The organism is Bacteroides sp. HF-4919, from assembly GCF_018860125.1.
Genome location: NZ_JAHKNF010000009.1, coordinates 195,056 through 218,606, shown reverse-complemented (window position 1 = coordinate 218,606; position 23,551 = coordinate 195,056). Strand labels below are relative to the sequence as shown.

18 protein-coding genes and 1 riboswitch are annotated in these 23,551 nt (G+C 47.1%); of the genes, 11 read left to right on the top strand and 7 right to left on the bottom strand.

Going from position 1 to position 23,551, the window contains the following annotated elements; translation table 11 throughout:
- The first annotated feature begins 381 nt into the window (after positions 1–381).
- Positions 382–1,116, top strand: coding sequence for a bifunctional 2-polyprenyl-6-hydroxyphenol methylase/3-demethylubiquinol 3-O-methyltransferase UbiG (locus KO473_RS16375; protein WP_005823136.1), 735 nt, complete (start codon positions 382–384; stop codon positions 1,114–1,116).
- 156 nt (positions 1,117–1,272) lie between these two features.
- On the opposite strand, the gene KO473_RS16370 is transcribed toward KO473_RS16375, so the two are convergent.
- Positions 1,273–2,280, bottom strand: a complete 1,008-nt coding sequence (locus KO473_RS16370; RefSeq protein ID WP_005823133.1) for a helix-turn-helix transcriptional regulator — start codon at positions 2,278–2,280, stop codon at positions 1,273–1,275.
- Positions 2,281–2,468: 188 nt separating this feature from the next.
- On the opposite strand from KO473_RS16370, the gene KO473_RS16365 reads away from it, so the two are divergent.
- The 5 genes from KO473_RS16365 (at position 2,469) to KO473_RS16345 (ending at position 7,650) form a co-directional block, all read left to right on the top strand.
- Entirely contained in the window at positions 2,469–3,284 is an 816-nt protein-coding gene (locus tag KO473_RS16365; RefSeq protein ID WP_005823130.1) for a class I SAM-dependent methyltransferase, read from the top strand.
- Between the two features lie 12 nt (positions 3,285–3,296).
- Positions 3,297–5,636 carry a TonB-dependent receptor gene (locus KO473_RS16360; RefSeq protein WP_005823128.1) on the top strand — a complete coding sequence of 780 codons (2,340 nt, stop codon included), beginning with the start codon at positions 3,297–3,299 and terminating at the stop codon, positions 5,634–5,636.
- A gap of 33 nt (positions 5,637–5,669) precedes the next feature.
- Complete coding sequence (locus KO473_RS16355; RefSeq protein WP_005823124.1) at positions 5,670–6,893, top strand: hypothetical protein; 1,224 nt, start codon at positions 5,670–5,672, stop codon at positions 6,891–6,893.
- 95 nt (positions 6,894–6,988) lie between these two features.
- Positions 6,989–7,165 (top strand): DUF4250 domain-containing protein, encoded by a 177-nt coding sequence (locus KO473_RS16350; protein WP_005778593.1) that lies wholly within the window; start codon positions 6,989–6,991, stop codon positions 7,163–7,165.
- Positions 7,166–7,410: 245 nt separating this feature from the next.
- Positions 7,411–7,650 carry a hypothetical protein gene (locus KO473_RS16345; RefSeq protein ID WP_005778611.1) on the top strand — a complete coding sequence of 80 codons (240 nt, stop codon included), beginning with the start codon at positions 7,411–7,413 and terminating at the stop codon, positions 7,648–7,650.
- Positions 7,651–7,720: 70 nt separating this feature from the next.
- Here the strand turns inward: KO473_RS16345 and KO473_RS16340 are convergent, their stop codons facing one another.
- Positions 7,721–8,629: a mechanosensitive ion channel family protein gene (locus KO473_RS16340; RefSeq protein ID WP_005823114.1), complete on the bottom strand. Its 909-nt coding sequence runs from the start codon at positions 8,627–8,629 to the stop codon at positions 7,721–7,723.
- A 117-nt stretch (positions 8,630–8,746) separates the two neighbouring features.
- A riboswitch (TPP riboswitch) is annotated at positions 8,747–8,843 on the top strand.
- On the opposite strand from KO473_RS16340, the gene KO473_RS16335 reads away from it, so the two are divergent.
- The 3 genes from KO473_RS16335 to KO473_RS16325 all read left to right on the top strand — a co-directional run bounded on the left by KO473_RS16335 (position 8,842) and on the right by KO473_RS16325 (position 12,247).
- A complete protein-coding gene (locus tag KO473_RS16335; protein WP_005823111.1) occupies positions 8,842–11,061 on the top strand; it encodes a TonB-dependent receptor in 2,220 nt (739 codons plus the stop codon). Its footprint overlaps the riboswitch before it by 2 nt.
- 3 nt (positions 11,062–11,064) lie before the next feature.
- Entirely contained in the window at positions 11,065–11,637 is a 573-nt protein-coding gene (gene pnuC / locus KO473_RS16330) for a nicotinamide riboside transporter PnuC (protein WP_005823108.1), read from the top strand.
- Positions 11,624–12,247, top strand: coding sequence for a thiamine diphosphokinase (locus KO473_RS16325; protein WP_032537646.1), 624 nt, complete (start codon positions 11,624–11,626; stop codon positions 12,245–12,247). Before pnuC ends, KO473_RS16325 begins: the two co-directional genes overlap by 14 nt.
- Here KO473_RS16325 and KO473_RS16320 read toward each other — a convergent pair.
- The 4 genes from KO473_RS16320 to thrA all read right to left on the bottom strand — a co-directional run bounded on the left by KO473_RS16320 (position 12,201) and on the right by thrA (position 18,723).
- The gene (locus tag KO473_RS16320) at positions 12,201–13,148 is read right to left on the bottom strand and encodes a DMT family transporter (protein ID WP_005778619.1); all 948 of its coding nucleotides are present in this window, start codon (positions 13,146–13,148) and stop codon (positions 12,201–12,203) included. The two genes, KO473_RS16325 and KO473_RS16320, sit on opposite strands and share 47 nt — an antisense overlap.
- 466 nt (positions 13,149–13,614) lie before the next feature.
- Positions 13,615–14,916, bottom strand: coding sequence for a threonine synthase (gene thrC, locus KO473_RS16315; RefSeq protein WP_005823098.1), 1,302 nt, complete (start codon positions 14,914–14,916; stop codon positions 13,615–13,617).
- 149 nt (positions 14,917–15,065) lie between these two features.
- The gene (locus KO473_RS16310; RefSeq protein ID WP_005823096.1) at positions 15,066–16,277 is read right to left on the bottom strand and encodes a cofactor-independent phosphoglycerate mutase; all 1,212 of its coding nucleotides are present in this window, start codon (positions 16,275–16,277) and stop codon (positions 15,066–15,068) included.
- Positions 16,278–16,287: 10 nt separating this feature from the next.
- Positions 16,288–18,723 carry a bifunctional aspartate kinase/homoserine dehydrogenase I gene (gene thrA, locus KO473_RS16305; RefSeq protein ID WP_005823094.1) on the bottom strand — a complete coding sequence of 812 codons (2,436 nt, stop codon included), beginning with the start codon at positions 18,721–18,723 and terminating at the stop codon, positions 16,288–16,290.
- A gap of 666 nt (positions 18,724–19,389) precedes the next feature.
- On the opposite strand from thrA, the gene KO473_RS16300 reads away from it, so the two are divergent.
- A complete protein-coding gene (locus KO473_RS16300; protein WP_005823092.1) occupies positions 19,390–20,343 on the top strand; it encodes a polysaccharide biosynthesis/export family protein in 954 nt (317 codons plus the stop codon).
- Between the two features lie 18 nt (positions 20,344–20,361).
- Complete coding sequence (locus KO473_RS16295) at positions 20,362–22,656, top strand: tyrosine-protein kinase (RefSeq protein ID WP_005823087.1); 2,295 nt, start codon at positions 20,362–20,364, stop codon at positions 22,654–22,656.
- 94 nt (positions 22,657–22,750) lie between these two features.
- On the opposite strand, the gene KO473_RS16290 is transcribed toward KO473_RS16295, so the two are convergent.
- Positions 22,751–23,158, bottom strand: coding sequence for a BT0820 family HAD-type phosphatase (locus KO473_RS16290; RefSeq protein WP_005778632.1), 408 nt, complete (start codon positions 23,156–23,158; stop codon positions 22,751–22,753).
- Between the last annotated feature and the right edge of the window lie 393 nt (positions 23,159–23,551).

The window sequence follows — 23,551 nt, the reverse complement described above, 5'->3', positions numbered from 1 at the left end:
CTTTCCAAAGGGATGAAAAGAACTTTAGTCGAAGTGCTTCTGGATTTAGTATCTAACTTCGCTATGAGTGTATTTAAAGCCATTGACAAGTTTCCACCAACAACGAATCCAAAAAGATGTCTCAAAGCAGACAACGACTCTCTATGAAGTTGTTCACAAAGCCTATTTAAAAAGAGATTACCACCTATATATCAACAATTTATCCTGTTAATAACTTTATAGAAAATTCCCAGGATCAAAGAAAAGCAAAGTGGATATCGGCACAAAAATACGATCTATTCCGATAATCAACAGATTATCTTTCGTACTTTTGCCCCTTCAGCGGTTAATACATAGGTGAAATGCAGGGCAAGATGTATAAACAGAAACGATTAATAATTTATGAAGGAGAATGTTTACGATAAACAATCCTTCTTTGAGAAATATGGCGAGATGCTACGCTCAAAAGAAGGGTTGAAAGGTGCGGGAGAATGGCCGACACTGGAAAAGATATTACCTGATTTTGAAGGGAAACGGACACTTGATTTGGGATGTGGCTATGGATGGCACTGCATGTATGCAGCTTCTAAAGGAGCAAGCCATGTGGTGGGCATCGATTTGTCTGAGAAAATGCTACAAGAGGCTGAAAAAAAGAAGGAGTCCGACAGAATAGAATATCACCGGATAGGGATAGAAGACTATGATTATCCGTCGAATCGCTTTGATGTAGTTGTCAGTTCACTGGCTTTACACTACATTGAAAATTTAGAAGAGATATTCCGAAAGGTGTACCGTACATTAGCCCAAGGAGGAACATTCGTGTTTACAATGGAACATCCGATATTTACGGCACATGGAACCGAAGATTGGTTTTACAACACAGCAGGAACCGCACAGCACTGGCCGGTAGATCATTATTTCACTGAAGGATACCGGGAAACCTCTTTCTTGGGAGAAACGGTAGTGAAATTCCATCATACTTTAACTTCCATATTGCAGGGACTATTGCAGACCGGATTTACCATAACCAATGTGATAGAGCCTCAACCGACTAAAGAGATGCTGCAACAGATCAAGGATATGGAAGAGGAATTGAGACGGCCTATGATGCTGGCTGTTTCTGCCGTCAAAGTCTGAACAAGCAAAGGGAGCAAAACCCGCGCAAACTTTCACAGCCCAGACTTCATATACGGATTTATCCCAATGATATTATCGTGTAAATCTGCTGATAAAGGAAGTTTTTCTCAAACGCTTTTACCATTTATTCCGTCGGACGACAATCCCGTCGTCACCTCAGGAGGCGCCCAAACGGCTGCACCTGTATTCCAGAGGGGTCAGTCCGAACTTCCGTTTGAAGGCCGTAGAGAAATGGGCATGATATTCATAACCGACACATGCCCCGATCTCTTGTATCGTCTTACTGCTATCCAGCAGATAACGACAGGCTATCTCCATACGATAATCAAAGATATGACCGAACACGGTGGTACCAAATACCGTTTTGAAACCTCGTTTTAAAGTACATTCGTTGGTACCTACCCGCAATGCCAACTGATGAAGCGAAGGGGGATTGAGATACTCCTGCTCAATAATGGCCTTGGCATGATGGATCTTATCACACTCTATCCCGACAGAACACGAACAATGAAGACACTCCTCTCCTCCCCGCCGTGCGAGAAAAAGCGAAAGAATTTCCCTAATCTTGGCATCCACATACATAAGTGCCATATTCCCATTCAGCTGTGAAAGCTTGATATCACTCAACGCTTTATAAATACCGGTACAAAAAGGGCGATTTGTCCGATATGCCCTGTAGAGTCTATCACAAAAAATGGTTTCGATATCTTCATTACCAAACAGATCGGGATATTGTCCGGCAAGTTCACGGATATAATCGTTGGAAAGCATAATCTCCATCATGTGAAACGGCGTATGCTTAGGGAAACAGACGCATGAGTCTATCCCGTCACATTGCAGGAGATTGGCATCTCCTTTGTTCCACTCCTCACTCCGGGTAATAGGGTCGTAAAAGCAAGTGACGTGCCCGGCTAAAGCGGCACAAAACCAAACAGCATGATATTCATCGGCCTGTGCATACATCTCAATGGACTCCTCACATGATATATGATGTTCCATAATCGAAAAAAACGGAGTACATATTTCTTCGAATGTCGCCTTCAGATACCCATTGTCAATCCGATAACTATTTCTTTCTGTCCGGCTCTCTCCCGCCAGATTCTGTACGGGCCATTCCAGCATCATTTCATGCAAATCATGTTTCATTAACCGAGTTGCCATCATTATTCCTTTAAGTTAAAGTCAAGTTCCTTTTCGCGTAAGCAGTAAAAGCCGGTAAGGCTCTACTTTTGTCTCCAATTGGAGAGTAGATACAAAATTACAATAAGCCACCTATCGGCACAATCCCCATTAATAGGTAATTCTCCACGAATAATAAACAACAACCGGAAATATAAAAGCAGAAACTAAACATGAAAGTAAATTTATCAGGAGTTCCCGAAACTCTGTTTATAACCTTGCGAATAAGGGCTATAGAAACAGTAAAACCCAACGGCGCTATCAAAGACCCTTATGCCATAGATATACTCCACCGAATCGAACTGGCAAGTTCTTCGAAAGACAAAGTTTCGGAAGGTTCGCAGGTGGGCACAATTGCCCGTACCCTCGTATTGGACGAAATCATCCTCGACTTCCTGTCGAAACACCCTAAGGGAGCTACCGTCGTAAATCTGGGATGCGGACTGGATGCACGCTACAAAAGACTTCCATTGCACAATTGCCTTTGGTTAGACATCGACGTAGAAGAATCCATCGGGTTACGAAAACTTTTCTTCAAGGAAACGGATAATTATAAAATGATCGCCCGGTCGATGTTCGATGATTCATGGATGAACTCTGTTCCCAGAGGTCTTCCTCTGCTGATCATATCGGAAGGAGTGATGATGTACTTCAAAGAAGAAGATATCAGAGAGTTAATTTACCGGATCGGGCAACGCTTCCACCATGCGGAAATGGCATTCGACGTAATTAATACATGGACAGCCCGTAACTACAAATGGCATCCGGACGTAAAGAAGTATAACGCACCATTCCGATGGGGAACAGACAACGTATATGAGATGGAAGACTGGTATCCGGGACTACACGTGATTAAGGAATACCTGTATATGGACCGCTTAAAAAAACGATGGCCTCTGTTCTTCAAAGTGATGCTCCCACTATTCCCATCTTTACGGAAATCGTCCCGGATAGTACATATGAAGTTCCAACAACAATCATCTAAATAAGGAGAACAGGATATGAGAAATAAAATCTGTGTTTTCATCATCACTCTGCTCTCACTGTGCAGCGGCCTCCCGGCCCAAACACAACCGGGCAAACTGAGCGGAGTCATCATCGACACCAATGACGAGGAAATACTCCCGGGTGCCAACATATATATAGAAGCACTGAAGAAAGGCGTCTCGGCGGATAAAAACGGGGAGTTCCTCATCGAAGCTCCTGCGGGACGTTATTCGGTCACTTTTTCATTTATGGGATATCACACCCGGAAAGAGGAAATAACGATTCCGAATACCAAAGGTAAAAAGCTGGTTATCCGCCTGGAACCGGAAACTCAGTCACTGGGTGAAGTTGTCATCACAGCCAAAAGTGAAGCCCGCCAACTGCGCGAGCAGGCCATGCCTATGTCGGTAATCAGCATGCAACAACTACAGGGGACGGTCAGCAATGTGCAAGATGTCCTGTCGAAAACCGTAGGTGTAACCATCCGTAACACAGGAGGTGTAGGCAGTGCGTCCCGGGTATCGGTACGCGGTCTGGAGGGGAAACGAATCGGTTTCTTCATTGACGGAAGCCCGATGAATGATAATTCGGACTTCATCGACATTAATGACATACCCGTGGAGATGATCGACCGAATTGAAATCTACAAAGGAGTGGTACCCGCAAGGTTTGGCGGATCGTCCGTAGGCGGAGCTGTAAACATTGTCATCAGGGAGTATCCGCCCAAGTACCTCGATGCCAGCTACAGCATCGAAAGTTTCAATACCCACAAGCTTTCACTGGTAACCAAACGGAATATCGCTTCTAAAGGACTGGAATTCGGAGGCGGGGGATTCTATACCTATTCTGACAACAACTATAAGATGGAATCTCCCTTCGAAGAGGGGCTTGTCATTAAACGTAACCACGATAAATTTAAAAAGTTAGCTGTTGCAGGTAGTCTGAAAGCACGTAAATGGTGGTTCGACCTGATTGAGTTTGAACCTGTCTTTATGCACACTTTCAAAGAAATCCAAGGAATCGAATATAATATTGAAAAAGCCCACACTTACTCTGACGCTTTCCTCTTTGCCAACAAGTTGGAGAAAGAAAACTTTCTTGTCGAAGGGCTCGATATGGAATCGAATCTGGCCTATGCTTATACGGTATTTCATATGGTGGATACCGCCGCATATCGGTACAATTGGGACGGTACCACTTACCCCGCCGTATCCGAATATGGAGGGGAAATAGGCAAATGGGCTTCAAACGCCAGAAACGAGAAACATACAATCACCCACAAGTTACACCTGAACTACGTTATCAACAACAAACATTCTGTAAACTTCAACTCACTGTTCAGTTATGCATCCGGACATCCTAAGGATGACCTGAAGGACAAAGTTGTCGGTTATAAAACCAACTTCAAAAGTACGATGATGAGTTGGATTGCCGGAATAGGATACGATTTCCGCACGAACAATGATATTTTCCTGAATTCACTTAACGTGAAGTATTATACATACGGCATGAATACTCACATGAGCAGCATTATGTCATCGGAAGCAGAAAAAGTAGACATGCTGAAACGGGATTTCGGTATCAGCAATGCCCTCCGTTACAGATTCACTCCGGACTTCATGGGTAAGTTTTCGGTTGGATATGACGTACGCCTGCCTACCGAAAGTGAACTTTTGGGCGATGGATATGCAGTCGCTCCTTCCGGAAATCTGCTCCCGGAACGAAACACAAGCATCAATCTGGGGTTCCTGTTCGACCGTACCGGAAAGTCTGCCAGTAATCTTCAACTGGAATTGAACACTTTTTATGGGTATCTCGAGAATATGATACGGTTTACCGGAGGTTATCTGCAATCGCAATACCAGAATTTCGGAAAAATGCGCACTTTGGGAGCAGAAGTAGAGGTGAAAGCGGACCTTACCCACTGGCTTTACGGCTACTGCAACATGACCTATCAGGATTTGCGGGATGTACGAAAGTTCGAACCGAACACTCATGTCCCCAACCCGACCAAAGGCAGCCGGATGCCTAACATCCCCTATCTTCTGGCAAACGCCGGACTGGAATTTCATAAAGAAAATCTGTTCGGAGGCAAAATGCAGAATACCCGCATCTTTGCGGACGGTTCTTTCGTTGAAGAGTATTTCTACGACTTTGAACAAAGCCGGTTCCAAGAGCGAAGAATACCACGCACCTTCTCTGCCAACGTCGGAATAGAGCATAGCTTCATGAACGGACGGTTCATCATCACAGCACGGATAAACAATCTGACTAATGCCCGGATGATGTCCGAATTCAACCGTCCTCTACCCGGACGCAATTGGGGAGTAAGGCTGAGATATGTATTGAAATGAAACAAGATTATTTATTTAAAAACCAAGAGAACTATGAAGATTAGAAATCTGACACTGGCACTTGCCGGTACTGCACTTGTATTTTCGGCATGCGAAAAGGATCCTGACCCTAAAGTCCCGGCCGACAATGCTAACATCGCCCTGGCAACTATTCTGCCCAACCCCGATGGTATGACGGGAGCCGCTTACCTGCAGCTGATCCGTGATGAATTTCCGCAGAATACCAACAATAACAACGGAATTCCCATTCCCTACGGAGGAGCATATCCGGTTATTGAAGGAAACGACATCTTTGTATTCCCGGGATACATGGGTGACAGTAAAAACGAACTGGTGAAATACACAAGAGTCAACGGCCGGTTATCAAAGACAGGAACAATGAAATTGCCTCCCAACTCTTCGGCCACCAATATTGTTTTCGCTTCTGCTGAAAAAGCCTACCTATCTATGGCGGGACTGGGCAGGATCGCTATTTTCAACCCTATCACCATGGTCCAGAAGGGAGAGATCGATCTGTCTTCTCTCGGAGTGTCCGACAATAATCCGGACCCCTCTGCCATGTTGTTGCGCGACGGACTTTTATACGTAGGCCTCAGCCAGATGGTGGGCGGATGGGTTCCTCCACAGGACCGTCCATACAGCGACATTGCCATTATAGACACTCAAACGGATAAACTACTGAAAATGATTACAGACAAAACCAGTGGTATCTCCATGCCTACCCGTCCGATTGACCGCTATTCAATCTTCATGGATGAAAAAAAGGATATCTATATTTCGTGTGTCGGTGCCTTTGGCATGGTCAAAGGTCATAATGCCGGCATATTGCGTATCAAGGCAGGAGAGACTGAGTTCGACCCAACGTATCGCTGGACCATTACGGGAGCTGACATCAGCGGAGAAGAAAAAACTGCGGGATTTATCTCTGCCATCCGGTATGTAACCAATGGAAAAGCATATGCTTATATCAATATGCCCGGTTACTACAAGCCCGGAGAACAAGGACATACCGCCATCGCCGATCTCGCTGTAGAAATAAACCTATACGACCGGTCCATGAAAAAGATCAAGGGACTCGACCTTTCCAATGGTTTCGGAGTCATGCTTGCCCTCTACAAAGGAACTGTGCTGATAGGTAACTCTTCGACTAAAGCGAAAGGTATCTACTCTCTGGACATACAGACAGGTGAGGTGTCTAAAGAGCCTGTATTGACCACAGTAGGTAATCCGATATTATGCCACTATTTTGATAAATAAAGACCGATGCCTTTCATGGTTCTAATAAACAAGGGCTCTTCTTGCAGAATAAACAGAGTTACCGTATCTTTGCAACCATTTAAAAAAGAATGATTATGGAACTTCCAGAAGACCCGATGATGTTGTTCAGCGTCATCAACATGAAACTCCGCGATTGTTACAAATCGCTCGATGAACTATGTGACGATATGAATGTCAATAAAGAAACACTGATTGGCAAACTGGGATCGGCCGGATTTGAATACAATGCCGAACAGAATAAATTTTGGTAAAACAGGCATCCCCCTGCTTTAATTCCCGTAACCTTGTAAATCTTATATCCGGTGGATAATAAATGCTTCGGATAGTAGATCGGAATACAGTTTCTGGTCAAAGTCTAAGAACTGATTCATTATCGAATATTCCCCACTTAAAGATTTAAGGCAAAATACAGAGACCGCAAAGATAAGAAAAAACAGATTGAACCTTATCCTCTTTCAGAATGTTTTATCTGTAGAAATTTAAAACAACAACGGTTATGGAAAAATATCTTATTCACAGTAATGAGCTGCACCTGATCGATCAAGAAAGAATCCACCAGGCAGTAGAACAGATGGTAGAGTCATTGGATATGGCAGCCGGGTCTACATTCAGTTTCGATCTTTACAAAGTGGTGGAAACCTATTTCAAGGATTTGGATAAGCGGAGAGAGATAAACCATCTGTTAGGCATCACAGACAACACGTATGATCCGACAGAAGATTTTGGAGTGTGTTAATCGGTTAAATATAAATCTTGAAAAAGGGTGGTTACCTCCGACGAAGTAGCCACCCTTTTTGCATGAATTATCAGTTGGGTGCCTGATGAACCGTAAGTTGAGGGAAGGGGAAGTTAATGCCTTGTTCGTTGAATGTAGCATAAATCGCCTTGTTAATATCGAAATATACTCCCCAATAATCGGCACTGTTCACCCAGACACGGACCACCACGTTCACACTACTCGCATCCAAGGCATGGAGAGCTATAAAGGGAGCAGGATCATCCAGGATACGCTTATCGGTAGCCAGCACCTCACGTACCACCTTCTCAACCTTATTATAATCTTCACCATAATCCACACCGACAATCCACTCTACCCGCCGGGTTGTCTGATTGCTGTAATTAGTCACGACCCCACTACTCAGTGCACCGTTCGGGACATAAATCAATTTATTGTCGGCAGTGGTCAGGATGGTGTGGAAGATCTGGATTTCCTTGACAGTACCAGAGACGTTCTGTGCATCTATCCAGTCGCCCACCTTATAAGGCTTGAACAGCAGGATGACCAGTCCGCCAGCAAAGTTCTGCAGATTGCCCGAAAGAGCCATACCGACAGCCACACCGGCAGAAGCCAGCAGAGCGGCGAACGAAGTGGTTTCCACTCCTAATGCACCTACCACGGAAATAATCAGCAATACGGTGAGAAGGATATTAACGAGGCTCCTTACAAAAGTTTTGATACTGATATCGACATTTCTCTTATCCATAAGACGCTTTACAAGTCGGTTCAGCATCCGGATCAGAAAACGCCCGACCAGAAAAACAATCACAGCCTTCAGAATGTGACCTCCGGCCTGTATACCCGAATCGATCAACTGCTGGGTAACCAGAGCCAGTTTATCCAGCCCATCGGCCTGTGCAATGGCCTGATCAAGCTTATCGGCCGCCACCTGCAGAGAGTCTGCCACTTGTTGCGCGGCTTGAAAGAATAGTAGCATAATAGTATAATTTTAGAAGTTTTTCATTTAATAACAGCAGACAAAGCTACAATGTTTTTATCAAATAGCGAAGTGTTTCTTGCTTAACACACCCAAAAAGCGTAAATTTGCCACCGATTCACTGAGTAGGGGTGCCTTAACATGACGGGCTGAGAACATACCCTTTGACCTGATCCGGGTAATGCCGGCGTAGAGAAAAATAAATTAGCAACATGAAAAAGATGATTTTTGCCGGCTGCCTGATAGCCGGAGCAAGCGTCTTCGCGCAAGCGGGCGAGACAGACAGCTTGAAAGTAGTAAACCTGCAAGAGGTGCAGGTAGTATCCACACGTGCCACTTCGAAGACTCCCGTAGCATTTACCAACGTGTCGAAAGAGGAACTCAAAAAGCAGAACTTCGGGCAAGATATCCCGTATCTGCTCAGTATGACACCTTCGGCACTGACCACCAGTGATGCCGGGGCAGGCATCGGCTATACCACCCTGCGTGTGCGCGGAACGGACGGGACACGTATCAACATCACCGCCAACGGCATTCCGATGAACGATGCCGAAAGCCATACGCTTTTCTGGGTGAACATGCCCGACTTTGCCTCATCGGTGAAGGATATACAGGTGCAACGCGGTGCGGGAACTTCGACCAACGGTGCCGGTGCTTTCGGTGCCAGCGTGAATATGCAGACGGAGGGGATTTCGATGAAGCCGTATGCCGAACTGAATGCTTCGTACGGAACCTTCAATGCGCACAAAGAAACGGTAAAATTCGGTACCGGACTGTTGAACGACCATTGGGCCTTCGATGCCCGCCTGTCCAACATCGGTACGGACGGATACATCGACCGGGCTTCGGTAGACCTTTATTCTTTTTATGCACAGGGGGGATATTTCGCCGACAACACTTCGGTGAAGTTCATCACTTTCGGCGGAAAAGAGAAAACGTATCATGCCTGGAATTATGCCAGCAAGGAAGAAATGGAGAAGTACGGACGACGTTTCAACTCGTGCGGCATGTACACGGATGATGACGGCAACATCCGTTTCTACAAAGACCAGACAGACAACTATCTGCAAATGAACTACCAGCTCTTACTGAACCACACTTTCTCGCCGGAATGGAACCTGAACGCAGCACTCCATTATACGAAAGGAGACGGATATTATCAGGAGTATAAGGAGGACCGGACACTGAAAGAGTATCACCTGCCACCTTTCATGCATGACGGCAAAGAGGTGGACAAGAGCGACCTGATCCGTCAGAAGAAGATGGACAACCACTTCGGTGGCGGCGTGTTCTCGGTAAATTACCAGAACGGAAAGCTGAACGCTTCACTGGGAGGTGCGCTGAACCATTATGACGGATGGCACTTCGGACGGGTGATCTGGGTGAAAAATTACATCGGCGAACTGCTCCCCGACCACGAATACTACCGGAATAAAGCGAAGAAGACGGACGGCAACCTCTATCTGAAAGCTAACTATAACCTGGTGGCGGGGCTCAATGCATACGCCGACCTGCAATACCGCTACATCAACTATAAGATAAACGGCGACAACGATAAGTTTGACTACAACGCGGACGCCCTGCAAAAGCTGGCGGTAAACGATCACTTCAACTTTTTCAACCCGAAAGCCGGGCTGAACTGGGACATAGACGCCAACAACCGGGTTTATGCATCGTTCTCCATCGCCCAGAAGGAACCGACACGGAACAACTATACCGACGGCAACGCGGACGAGTATCCAAAGGCGGAAAAACTGCTCGACTATGAGTTGGGATATACCTACCGGAACACTTGGCTGAGCGCCGGGGCCAACTTCTACTATATGGACTACAAAGACCAGTTGGTACTGACCGGAGAGCTGAACGAGATAGGCGAGGCTATGGCGCGCAACGTGCCCGACAGTTACCGGATGGGAGTGGAACTGATGCTGGGTGTGAAGCCCTGCCAATGGTTCCAGTGGGACATCAACGGTACACTGAGCAAAAACCGGGTGAAAAACTTCACCGAAAAGCTGTATGAAGACGAATGGAAGAATCCGGTCGAGGTCAGCCACGGAAATACACCGATCGCCTTCTCGCCGGACCTGATCCTGAACAACCGCTTCTCGTTCAGCTACCGGGGATTCGAGGCCGCCTTGCAATCGCAATACGTCAGCAAGCAGTACATGAGCAATGCCAGACAGGCTGACCAGACGCTAAACGCCTATTTCGTGAGCAACCTCAACCTGGCTTACACCTTCAAGCTCCCTCACGTAAAGTCGGTTACGGCAGGATTCACCATCTACAACCTCTTCAATGCCGAGTATGAAAACAACGGATATGCAGGCAGCGGTTATAAGATAGTAAAAGGAGAGGTAGAGCGCTACAACTATGCCGGCTACGCCGCACAGGCCGGAACGAATGTAATGGGTAACATTTCCATCCGCTTTTAAGCCATGAACTACCTCGAAATCACAGGTACCCTGATCGGGCTGATTTATCTCTGGCTGGAATACCGTGCCAGCATTTACCTCTGGATAGCGGGCATCATCATGCCTGCCATCTACATCTTCGTCTACTACCGGGCGGGACTGTATGCCGACTTCGGAATCAACATCTACTATCTGCTGGCGGCCGTTTACGGATGGATTGTCTGGATGCGGGGTGCCGGCCGGGAGTCGAAAGCCGAACTCCCCATCACACATACTCCGCTGAAAAGGTATCTTCCGCTGACCGCGGTATTTTTAGCAGCCTTCCTCGGCATTGCCTGGATACTGATCCGGTTCACGGACAGCAACGTACCCTGGCTCGATTCGTTTACCACGGCACTGAGCATCATCGGCATGTGGATGCTGGCGCGCAAATACGTAGAACAATGGTGGGCATGGATACTGGTCGACGTGGTATGCTGCGGACTCTACATTTACAAAGAGCTTTATTTCACATCCGCCCTTTACGGACTTTACTCAATAATTGCTATCTTTGGCTACTTTAAATGGAAACAAATGATGCACTATGAAAGTAAATGATATCGATATGGATGCCGTGATACTGGGCAACGGCGAATATCCAACCCACTCCATGCCTGAAACCATGCTGATCATGGCTCCCTATGTGGTATGCTGTGACGGATCGGCCGATGAACACATCCGCCGGGGATTCATCCCGAATGCCATCATCGGTGACGGGGACTCCCTCTCGGCGGAGAATAAAGACCGTTTCAGGGAAATATTCCATCAAATAGACGACCAGGAGACGAACGATCAGACCAAAGCGGTCCATTTCCTGCTGGACCAAGGCAAGAAGGTGATCATCCTTGTAGGCGCAACCGGCAAACGGGAAGACCATACATTGGGAAACATCAGCCTGCTGGTGGATTATATGAAGGTGGGAGCACAGGTGACGATGCTGACCAATCATGGCATGTTTGTCCCCGCATCGGGACGGAACACTTTCAAATCACGCCCCGGACAACAGGTTTCTGTCTTTAACTTCGGTGCCACCGGACTCAGAGGAGAGGGATTGGTATACCCGCTCAGCGACTTCGACAACTGGTGGCAAGGGACACTGAACGAGGCGACAGGTGACGAATTCACGATCCATGCGGAGGGAGACTACCTGGTTTATCTGAATTACTGAGAGGTTTCTCCTTCGTTTCGGCCACCTCGACCAGATAGACACTGATGCATATCATGCCGATGGCAATGGTCTGCGCCCAGCTGAAGCGGTCCTGCCCGACCAACAGGGAAACGATGGTAGCCACCATCAGAATCAGATAACCATAAATGGCGACTACGGTAGTCTTCAGATATTTCAGTCCTATGGGCACCAGCAGATAACTGACGACCGTAGGGAAAATCAGGACGAACAGGAGAACGGACAGCGGAAACCAATGCACCGGTCCGGAAAATACCGGTGCGTGAAAACCGGTGATGGCAGAGACCAGAATGCTCGAAAAGGCCGCTCCGGCAAAGGTATATTTCAGCACCGTAAACATCCCGACCGATTTCAGGATACGGTTGCTCGCCACCAGATAGATGGCATAGGCAATCGAACTCAACAGGCACAGCACGTTCCCCGTCAGGGCATCCGAAGCCAAGTCGTCACTCTTTTGTGCCAGGATACAGAGGATGGCCCCGCCGAGTCCGAGGGAGATGCCGGCAACCTTCAGGACGCTGATTTTCTCTTTGAAGAAGACGACGGCGATGACAAACACCCAAATGGGCTGGAGACTGGTGAAAATGGAACTGGAGACGGGGGTCGTCTTACTCAGCCCCACCAGATAGAGAAACATAAAACCGTAAATGCCCAACGCACCAAGGAGGAAAAGGTAGATCTTTTCTTTGCGGGTAGAAGTCTCGGGCTTGACAAACATTCCGATGATCCAAAAAGCAACGGCGGCAAACACGCACCGGAGGGTCACTCCCGAAAGAGGGCTGACCCACACGGGAAGCAGGTATTTCAACGCATTCATATTCAATCCGCTAAAGGTTTTGGACACCACCATGCTCAGATTGGCCTCCACTTTTTTATTCTTCATCATACACGAGGGGTTGGTTTTATTGGGGTACAACAAAAGAGGCGGCGGAAAGTTCGGGAAAAGGAGGGCGATAAAGCCCGGAGCGGGAAGCGGATTCCAGTTATTTAGTTTTACACAAGAACCGGCTTTCACTCACGTGCGGGACGAAGAAAACCCGCAGGCGCACGGAAGCGGATCCGGAGACACCCGCAGGCAAAACCAGAGGCGGGACTTTCATCCAAAAGTCCCGTCACTTTTTCCAAAAAGTCCTAAGAGTTTTTTCGAAAAGTCCCGGGACTTTTTTCGCCCCCTCCAGAAGTACTCCTGAGGCCGTTTTCACAGACGATTTCCCACCGGCATCTCCATCCGGGGAAAAGGCCGGCGGCTGTGGGAAAAGCCCTTCTCACCACCGGAGGCACAGAGCATGTACGTCAATAATCCATGACATAAATCGCCTGTGTCACTCTGTGCCCTCAGGGGTGGGTTTCTACCTGCCCAGCAGGTAGCTCTTGAAATCGACAAACTCCTTCGTCATCGGCAAGCTTTGCTTCTCACCTTTCATAAATGCCCGGAGCTTGGCAGGTATCTCGACCTCAGTACCGATGATGGCCTCAACCGTCTGCAAGAATTTTGCCGGATGGGCCGTCTCCAGGAAGACACCTGTCTCACCCGGCTGCAAGCCCTCTTCCAAGGCACGGAAGCCGCATGCACCGTGGGGATCGAGCAGATAGCCGGTCTCCTGCCATACGGTTTTCACAGTCTCACGGATCTGCCCGTCGGTATACGTCGCACCGGAAATCTCGGCTGCGACAGCCGCATGCGAGTCACCATACAGATCGAGTACACGGGCAAAGTTACTCGGGTCGCCCACATCCATCGCATTGGCAATGGTAGCAACCGATGGACGAGGATTGTACTGCCCCGTCTGCAAGTATTGATAGAAAATGTCATTCCTGTTATTGGCAGCGATAAAACGCCGGATGGGCAACCCCATCTTCTTGCCGAACAAGCCTGCCGTAATGTTTCCGAAGTTTCCGCTCGGCACGCAGATGACGGCATTCGCTGCCCGCCCCGCCCGTTTCAGCTGTGCGTAAGCGTAGAAGTAATAGAAAGCCTGCGGCAGAAAACGGGCCACATTGATGGAGTTGGCCGAAGTCAGCAACAACCGCCCGTTCAGTTCACTATCCATAAAGGCCGCTTTCACCAGCGCCTGACAGTCGTCGAAAGTGCCGTCCACTTCGAGTGCCGTGATGTTCTGCCCCAGCGTAGTGAACTGTTTTTCTTGTATCTCGCTCACCTTTCCCTTCGGATAGAGCACATACACATGGATGCCTTCCACTCCCAGAAAGCCATTGGCCACGGCACTGCCCGTATCTCCGGAGGTAGCCACCAGCACATTCACCTGCTTCCGGCCTTCCTTACGGATAAAGTAGCTCAGCAAACGGGCCATAAACCGTCCGCCCACATCCTTAAAGGCAAGCGTGGGACCGTGGAAAAGCTCCAGTGAGTAGATGTTGTCCTTAACCTGTACCAGCGGAACATCAAAATTCAATGTGTCATAAACGATCTCTTTCAATATTTCCGCCGGGACATCTTCGCCAAAAAAGGCATCCGCCACCCGATATGCGATCTCCTGAAAAGAAAGGCTGTCTATCTCGTCGTAAAACTCCTGCGGCAAACGCCGGATGGTCATGGGCATAAATAAGCCCTTATCGGAAGCAAGCCCTTTTACCACTGCTTCTTCAAGTGAAGCAAGCGGTGCCTGCTTGTTTGTGCTATAATATTTCATAGATACTTTTATAATGATTATGCGCTAAATGTTTCATTTCCGTTTCACCACAGATTACACAGATTTTCGCAGATTAATAATATAGATCGTTGATATTTAAGATTAAAAGTTCTGTGTTAATCCGTGTAATCTGTGGTGAACCGTATTCGCTAATGATTCATAAACTCTTTAATAAACTCATCCTCCTTCATCAGTCCGTAGCTGCCCTCCACGGCTGCTATCTCGTCGAAGGTCTGTACGCTGTCCGGTTCGATGCCCGGATACCAGATGAAGAACGGTACCGGTTCATTGGTATGCGTGCGCAGCTCGCAAGGAGTGGGATGGTCGGGCAATACGGCGATGGCCACCGGTTCGTCCCAATCCTTCACCGCCTCGTAGACAGGGCCTACGGCACGGCTGTCCAGGTTCTCGATGGTCCGCAACTTCAGTGCCACGTCACCTTCGTGCCCGGCTTCGTCACTGGCTTCGATGTGCAGATAGACAAAGTCATCCGTCCTCAAGGCTTCCAATGCGGCGACCACCTTATTCTCATAGTTGGTGTCGTACAGTCCCGTCGCCCCTTCCACCGCGATGCGGCGCAGTCCGGCATAATATCCGATACCGTTGATCAGATCGACAGCCGAGATTACGGCTCCCCTCTTCACTTGCGGAAATGTATCGGACAGACGTTCCATCTGCGGACGATAACCCGGACTCCACGGCCAGATACTGTTGGCAGGGTCCTTGCCTTCGGCCATCCGCTTCAGGTTCAGCGGATGATCCTTCAGCAGTTCCTGCGACTTCAGGATCAGTTCGTTGAGCAAGCCGGCTGTCTCTTCGGCCTCCGGCACCAGCGGTTTCACCATCAGCGGACGGAAAGGCTTTAAAGGCACATCGTGCGGCGGAGTGCAGTCCAGCTGCTTGTTCCCCCCTTTCACCACCAGCAAATGGCGGTATTGCACACCGGTATGAAACCGTACCCGGTCGTCACCTAACTTCTCCTGAAGATATTGAATCAACACATCCGCCTCTTCCGTGGTGATATGCCCGGCCGAATGGTTCTTCAGGATATCCCCTTCTGTACAAATCAGGTTGCAACGCATCGCCATCTCGCCCGGCTGCAGATCTACACCGATACTGGCGGCCTCGAGCGGCCCGCGCCCCTCGTATACCTGCGGAAGATTGTATCCCAAAACCGACATGTTGGCTACTTCACTTCCCGGATGAAACCCGTCGGCTACGGTCACCAACCGTCCGACCCGTCCCATGCGGGCCAGTTTATCCATATAAGGCGTTTTTGCATATTGCAGGAGCGTCTTGCCTCCCAACGATTTCACAGACCAGTCGGCCATTCCATCGCCCAGTATGATGATGTGTTTCATAAGCTTCTTTTTATACGTTTGCAATACTCATGATGTCGGCAAACACACCGGCGGCTGTCACTCCGGCACCCGCACCGTATCCCTGAATCATCATCGGGTACTCCTTATAGCGCTCGGTAGTCAGCAGGATGATGTTGTTGCTGCCCTCCAGTCCGTAGAAAGGATGGTTGCGGTCCACTTCCTGCAAGCCTACGGATGCCTTACCGTTTTCCAGCTTGGCAACGAAACGCCAATGTTTATTCTCGCTTTCGAGCACCTTGCGGCGGGCTTCGAAGTCAGCATCCAGACTGGGTACCTTCTTCCAGAAGTCTTCCAGCGAACCTTCGAAAAAGTCGTTCGGCACAAACAGGTTCTTTTCAACCTCTTCCTGCTCCAGCTTATATCCGGCTTCGCGGGCCAGGATCACCAGCTTACGGATCACATCCTTGCCACTAAGGTCGATACGCGGATCAGGTTCGGAGTAGCGTTCTTCCTGCGCCATCTTGATGGTACGGCTGAAAGGCACATCGGCACTGATCTTATTGAAGATATAGTTCAGTGTGCCCGAAAGGACGGCTTCGATTTTCAGGATCTTGTCACCGCTATGTATCAGGTCATTGATGGTATTAATAATCGGAAGTCCGGCACCCACGTTGGTTTCAAACAGATATTTCACACCACGCTGACGGGCTATCAGCTTCAGTTCGCGGTAGTTCTCGTAAGCCGACGAAGCAGCGATCTTATTGGCCGCCACCACAGAGATGTTGTGTTGCAGGAAGTCCTTATACAAAGAGGCGATGTCCGGACTGGCCGTACAATCCACAAATACCGAGTTGAATATGTTCATGCCGATAATCTCTTCGCGGATAGTGTCCAGCGAACTGTCGGTTCCTTTCTCTTTCAACTCCTCACGATAGTTGCCCAAGTCGAATCCGGCACGGCTGAACATCGCTTTCGTCGCATCGATGATACCCACCACATGCAGTTTCAGCCCATTCTCCATCATCAGTTTCTTCTGTTGCTGGCGTATCTGTTCGACAAGGCTTCCACCCACCGTACCCACACCGCAGATAAAGAGGTTGAGCACCTGGTATTCCGAGAGGAAGAAAGAGTCGTGGATCACGTTCAGCGATTTACGCAGTGATTTTGAATCGACCACAAACGATATATTGGTTTCGGACGCTCCCTGCGCACAGGCAATCACATTGATGCCATTCCGTCCCAGCGTGCCGAACAGCTTTCCGGCAATACCCGGTGTATGTTTCATATTCTCACCTACGATAGCCACGGTAGCCAGGTTCTTTTCTGCCTGGATAGGCGAGATCTCACCCATCTCGATCTCTTTGGCAAACTCTTCGTTCAGCACCTCACAAGCCAGATCGGCATCGGCATTACGCACCCCGATAGAGGTACTGTTCTCTGAGGAAGCCTGCGAAACGAGGAACACACTGATGCCGTTCTTTGCCAACGCCTTAAAGATGCGGTAGTTTACACCGATCACCCCCACCATACCTAAACCTTGCACCGTAATCAGGCTCGTGTCGTTGATAGACGAAATACCTTTGATGGCCTTGCTCTTCGTATGGTCTACATTCTGCTTGATCACCGTTCCCTGCCCATCCGGATTGAATGTGTTTTTAATCAGAATCGGTATATTCTTGTGACACACCGGATAGATGGTAGGCGGATAAACCACTTTTGCACCGAAGTTACAGAGCTCCGTCGCTTCAACATAGGTCAGCTCACTGATGGTGTAGGCCGTACTGATCACCCGCGGATCGGCAGTCATAAAGCCATCCACATCTGTCCATATCTCCAGGCTATCGGCACCGAGGGCTGCGGCAATAACGGCGGCAGTATAGTCGGAGCCACCGCGTCCCAGATTGGTCACGTCTCCCGAAACCTTATCAGAAGAAATAAATCCCGGTACGAGTGATACCTGTGGAATCTCTTTGAAAGCCTCCCGCACCAGTCGATTGGTCAGTTCCGTATCCAGTGTATGCTTATTGTGTTTCTTTTCTGTCTTGATAAAAGTGCGTGAATCGAACCACACAGCCCCCTGAATCAGCCGCGACGCAATCAGTGAAGACAGGCGTTCACCATAGCTGACAATGGTATCGGATGTTTTCGGGGAAAGGTCTTTAATCAGATAAATGCCCTGAAAAATATCTTTCAGTTCATCAAGCAATTCATTCACCTGATAGTGCAACAAAGTTTGAGTTTCTCCGGCAGGAATCACTCCCTTTACCATTTCTTCGTGACGGCGTACTATTTCCCGGTATGCCCCTTCGTAAGCTGCATCGCCCGTGGCGGCCATTCGGGAAGTACTAATCAACTGGTCAGTGATCCCGCCCAATGCGGACACTACAACGATTACCGGCTCACCGGCAGACTCTACGATTTTCTTTACGCTTAAAATGCTGTTCACGGAACCTACGGACGTTCCGCCGAATTTCATTACTTTCATGCAGATACTTATTTAATGGAATGCTTTGTACGCTCCTTAAGGCATACAAAACCACTTTTGTTGATACAAATAATAAAATATAAAATTGAGTTTTGCTTACTTCCTGTAAGCGTGAATCACGTAGATACACATCATACTATATATTAACCCCTAAGGGTCATCCCCATTGTCCCCTGTGTCCCGATCATCAGGATACACATCGATGTGACTGTATGTGGATAGTAATGCATCATTGTCTCTGTTTCTACTTTTGATTTTGATAAGATGTTGCAAAAATAAGAATAATTTCATTCAATCTATCACTTTTTGCGATTATTTTGCGATAAAAATACAGATAAGCTCCGAAAGAGGATAAAAAATGTAGAATAGCAAGCTCCATGCCGTCCTCTTTCCATCTTACCGGGAACCGCTTCCTTCTTTCTATCGCCTCCTGTTTATGGCAAATTCCATAAAAGAAAAAAGTTAAACCGGACTTATGATGAAATAAAGAATCAATATTATTGCCTTTTATAAATTATTGATTATTTTTGCACTCAGTTTAAAGAGCGTTGATGTATCTTTTAAACTAAACATATTTAAGTAGTTAGAAGCGTTTACCATATTATTCTTGTCAAAGGAAATCGCCAATTTCAGAGGAGTATAAGAATAATAGGCAACAAAACGCTCATGCTCAATGTATATCCTTCAATAGTATATAGTTGGGCGTGGGCTGTTGTCTTTATTATCTATACTCAGGCGTTTGGCGATGCCTCTTTGACAGATAACAGCAACAGTTCCCACGCTTTTTTTATTTACTCAAACGCCGGTTCGGGGAATGACGGGCAGCGATATACAATGATGAAAGAAACCGTATGGACAGCGTTATTTTGGTGCATTCTCTGCACATCATGTTCCTCAAGCAAACGAGTAGCTTATTTACAGCAGTTAGGTACGGAGCAGAACAATGCTCTTGTAGAGTTCAATGCCCGTATCATGCCGAAAGATTTGCTTACGATTTCCATTAGCTGCTCCGAACCGGAAGCGGCCCTCCCTTTCAATTTAATAGTACCCACATCACAAAACGAGCTTAATACCACCAACTCGACGAGCCAACCGATCCTGCAAAACTATCTGGTGAACAGTGAGGGAAGGATTACCTTACCCGTACTTGGAGAGTTAAAGGTAGAGAGAATGACAACCCAGGAGATTTCGGATATGATCGCCGAGAAGCTGAAACGCTATCTGAAAGAACAGCCCATTGTTACGGTGCGCCTGGTGAATTATAAAATCTCCGTAATCGGAGAAGTAAACCATCCCGGCATATATACGGTAAACAATGAACAAGTGAATCTTCTTGAAGCAATAGCAATGGCAGGTGACCTTACCATCTATGGCAAACGGAACAACGTACGCATCATCCGCAAAGAAAACAACCGGCAACGATTAATCACCGTCAACCTCAATGATGTAAACGTCATCCACTCTTCCGATTTTTATCTGCACCAGAACGACATTGTATATGTGGAACCCAATAAAGCCAAAACACAGGGAGCCAATATCGGTTCTTCCACCAATCTGCTGATTTCTATCACATCTATATTAATATCAATGGCCGGACTGATTGTGACCATATTAAGATAACAAAACAAATTACGCCCCATGGAAAACGAACAGAAACAACAAGAACAGGAAATAGACTTAATCGAACTATTCTATAAAGTCATAGTACACTGGAGGTGGTTCCTGATAGCAATCGCTGTCGCACTGACAGGCGCATATATCTATGTACACATCACCACACCGGTATACCAGGCTTCAGCCTCGGTAGTGATCAAAGATTCTGAAGGAAGCGATAAAGCAATCAACGATCTGTTTAATCAAGTATCTCCGTCCAATATGGCGGCAACAAATACTCAGATAGAAGACGAGCTGGAAATATTGCGTTCAAGATCCATATTATTGCAAGTCATCAACGAACTGAATATGCACACGACCTATAGAATAAAGGAAGGACTCGGATATACGGAGACCACCACCCCTCCCATCAGCGTGACGTTGGAGAAAGCCGCAATGGATACTTTACAGGAGGCACTGCTGATACAAATAGAGAAAATGGGCGATCATTATGAAGCGCGGAGTGCCCTGCATGACATTTGCCTGACAGAATCTTTCACCACCTTTCCCGCAACCATAAAGACTCTGGCAGGATTATGTACCTTGGAGTTACTTCCCAATAGAACTTTCGACCGGACCGTCAAGGTAAATATCTGCCGGCCGACAGACGCAGTAAACCATTACTTGCAAAAGCTGACCGTTGCCACAACCTCGAAAAAGACATCCATCATCAGCCTCACTTTCAAAGATACAGATAAGAAGCGGGCAGAAGCATTTCTTATCAAACTGATAGAAGTCTACAACCGCGATGCCATGAACGACAAAAATAAGGTAACAGGAAATACATTGATCTTTCTGGAGGAAAGGCTGGACAGCATCAGCCGTGAATTGGGATTTGTAGAAAAACATCTGGAACAGTATAAAGAAAAGGAAAGACTGATCGATCTTAAAACGAACATGGATCTCGACTTGAACACCAACAACGAATACGAAAAGAAGCTGCTGGAAGTGGAAACCCAATTGAACATGACCACCTACATCTACGATTATCTGAAAGATGAACAGTATCACTTCTCCCTATTGCCGGTAAATACCGGGATTTCGGACATGGAACTGATGCGTCTGATTAACGAATACAATAAGGAACTACTGGAACGTGAACGCCTGTTGAATACCATGAAGCCGGACAATCCTACCATCGTAAACCAAAATATAAACATCACAGCTTTGCGAAAAAACATCTTGTCATCTGTCACAGGAGTCAAAGAGGGACTCGAGATTGCCCGCAAAGATATCATACGCAAGACGAACTATTTCAATTCACGTATTGGCAACATGCCCAAACAGGAGAGAGAGTTCAATAACATAGACCGCCAACAGCAGATCAAGGCTAACCTGTATCTGATGCTATTGGAACGGCGCGAACAAGCCACCATCTCTTTGGCGGCAACCATAAATAAAGCAAGGGTGATCGACGCACCGTTAACCGCCGATGCTCCTATTGCCCCCAAGAGTCCGATGGTTTATGCAGGAAGTTTGTTTATAGCTTGCATCATGACCATAGGACTGATTCTGTTCAAAGACATGTTCCGTACCAAGATTTCATCAATATCCGAGGTAGAAACCATACAACTTCCCATAGTAGGGACGATTCCCCTCGATAAAGAACAAATCGGTGTGACCGAAGGCAAGAACGGGCTTATGGAAGAGTCTTTCCGCCGACTGCGAAGCAACCTGCGTTTCTTGACGGAAAAAGGAGACGAGAAGTGCATACTCATTACCTCGACCACCAGCGGAGAGGGCAAGAGCTTCATCAGTATCAACTTAGCCCTTTCCTTTGCTTTTCTCGGATGCCGGGTACTCATTGTCGGTTTAGACATCAGACGCCCCCGGTTAGCAGAGCATTTTCATATTCAGAACCAGCAAGGAATAACGAATTTCCTTGCCGGAAACGAGGTAAAACCGGAAAGTATCATTTATCCATCGGGGGTGCACGAACTGTTATTCGTGGTTCCATCGGGTCCTGTCCCTCCTAATCCGGCAGAACTGTTGGAAAGGGAAAGACTGAAAGATGCCTTTACTTACTTCCGGAAGCACTTCGACTATATCATTGTCGACTCAGCACCTACCGGCTTAGCCAGTGATACGCTGAGCTTAAGCAAAGTGACGGATTTCACACTATACGTTTGTCGCATAAATTATACCTACAAGAATGTATTGCCTGAGATTGTGAATACGGAACGTACAGGACGGTTAAACCACATTTCACTGATTGTAAACGGTGGTAATCTGTCAGAGAAGAAATACGGATACGGTTACGGATATGGACATACCCATTAAACGTATCATCAATAATACCAACTTTTCATTTCATCTTTTCAAAAGAGAATGCTGTTACGACGGCAGACGTAAACTCTGCACAAACGGCATTCTCTTAAAACCACCCTCTCTTTTTCTTTTTCAGGACATCATCTCCTGAAGCATAAATATCCCGGTACGTTTTGTGTTCTTTTATCATCCGGTATACAATACCCCAATCGAGCAGTCCTCCCACATTACGGTCGTCAATAAAGAGATCGGCTTTCAGTTTCCTGGAGAATCCGTCATCCTGAAGTTTTTGTTCGGGGTACTCCTTGTTAACGGCATAAAACTCCACCCCTCTTTCTTTGCACCATGCCACGGCCTCGTCCAATAGTTTGCCTTCGCGCACACTCCATAAAATAAGTCTGTGGTGCTCTTGTTGCAACAGCTTCAAGGTTTCCACCGCAAAAGGAATCTCATTACCAATGCCGGGATAGCGGTCCGTCACTATCGTTCCGTCAAAATCAACTGCAATCGTCATAGTGTCATGCTTTTATAATTATCCAAACAAAGATAATGCTTACCAATCGAATTTACTCAAAACCTACAGAATAAAATAACAGCACACAGTATCCAAACAGATCCGCCGGCAATAAAAGAAGCAATTATCTTTTTGTCAAAACGATATTCCTAAGAGCTCAGAATCCATTATTCCGGGCACAGGATAAAGAATGGTTCAAAAAACGCCGTCATTTCGTTTAAGACACAATCAGATTGATACTGAAACACGTTTTTCTCAAACAAGAAGAAAGTAAAGAAACCTTTTCTGCCCGATTCAGACGGATATAGTTACCAAATACCATCTTTTCAACAGCTTCAGCCCGATCAAGATCCATAACCAACCAGCGCTACAAGAAGTACAATCTCTCCCCGG

Coding starts and splice junctions, on each gene's coding strand:
- KO473_RS16300 (WP_005823092.1), top strand. CDS start 19,390: ATGCTCAATGTATATCCTTCAATAGTATATAGTTGGGCGTGGGCTGTT.
- KO473_RS16375 (WP_005823136.1), top strand. CDS start 382: ATGAAGGAGAATGTTTACGATAAACAATCCTTCTTTGAGAAATATGGC.
- KO473_RS16350 (WP_005778593.1), top strand. CDS start 6,989: ATGGAACTTCCAGAAGACCCGATGATGTTGTTCAGCGTCATCAACATG.
- thrC (WP_005823098.1), bottom strand. CDS start 14,916: ATGAAATATTATAGCACAAACAAGCAGGCACCGCTTGCTTCACTTGAA.
- thrA (WP_005823094.1), bottom strand. CDS start 18,723: ATGAAAGTAATGAAATTCGGCGGAACGTCCGTAGGTTCCGTGAACAGC.
- KO473_RS16365 (WP_005823130.1), top strand. CDS start 2,469: ATGAAAGTAAATTTATCAGGAGTTCCCGAAACTCTGTTTATAACCTTG.
- KO473_RS16340 (WP_005823114.1), bottom strand. CDS start 8,629: ATGCTACTATTCTTTCAAGCCGCGCAACAAGTGGCAGACTCTCTGCAG.
- KO473_RS16310 (WP_005823096.1), bottom strand. CDS start 16,277: ATGAAACACATCATCATACTGGGCGATGGAATGGCCGACTGGTCTGTG.
- pnuC (WP_005823108.1), top strand. CDS start 11,065: ATGAACTACCTCGAAATCACAGGTACCCTGATCGGGCTGATTTATCTC.
- KO473_RS16345 (WP_005778611.1), top strand. CDS start 7,411: ATGGAAAAATATCTTATTCACAGTAATGAGCTGCACCTGATCGATCAA.
- KO473_RS16335 (WP_005823111.1), top strand. CDS start 8,842: ATGAAAAAGATGATTTTTGCCGGCTGCCTGATAGCCGGAGCAAGCGTC.
- KO473_RS16355 (WP_005823124.1), top strand. CDS start 5,670: ATGAAGATTAGAAATCTGACACTGGCACTTGCCGGTACTGCACTTGTA.
- KO473_RS16325 (WP_032537646.1), top strand. CDS start 11,624: ATGAAAGTAAATGATATCGATATGGATGCCGTGATACTGGGCAACGGC.
- KO473_RS16320 (WP_005778619.1), bottom strand. CDS start 13,148: ATGAAGAATAAAAAAGTGGAGGCCAATCTGAGCATGGTGGTGTCCAAA.
- KO473_RS16295 (WP_005823087.1), top strand. CDS start 20,362: ATGGAAAACGAACAGAAACAACAAGAACAGGAAATAGACTTAATCGAA.
- KO473_RS16360 (WP_005823128.1), top strand. CDS start 3,297: ATGAGAAATAAAATCTGTGTTTTCATCATCACTCTGCTCTCACTGTGC.
- KO473_RS16370 (WP_005823133.1), bottom strand. CDS start 2,280: ATGATGGCAACTCGGTTAATGAAACATGATTTGCATGAAATGATGCTG.
- KO473_RS16290 (WP_005778632.1), bottom strand. CDS start 23,158: ATGACGATTGCAGTTGATTTTGACGGAACGATAGTGACGGACCGCTAT.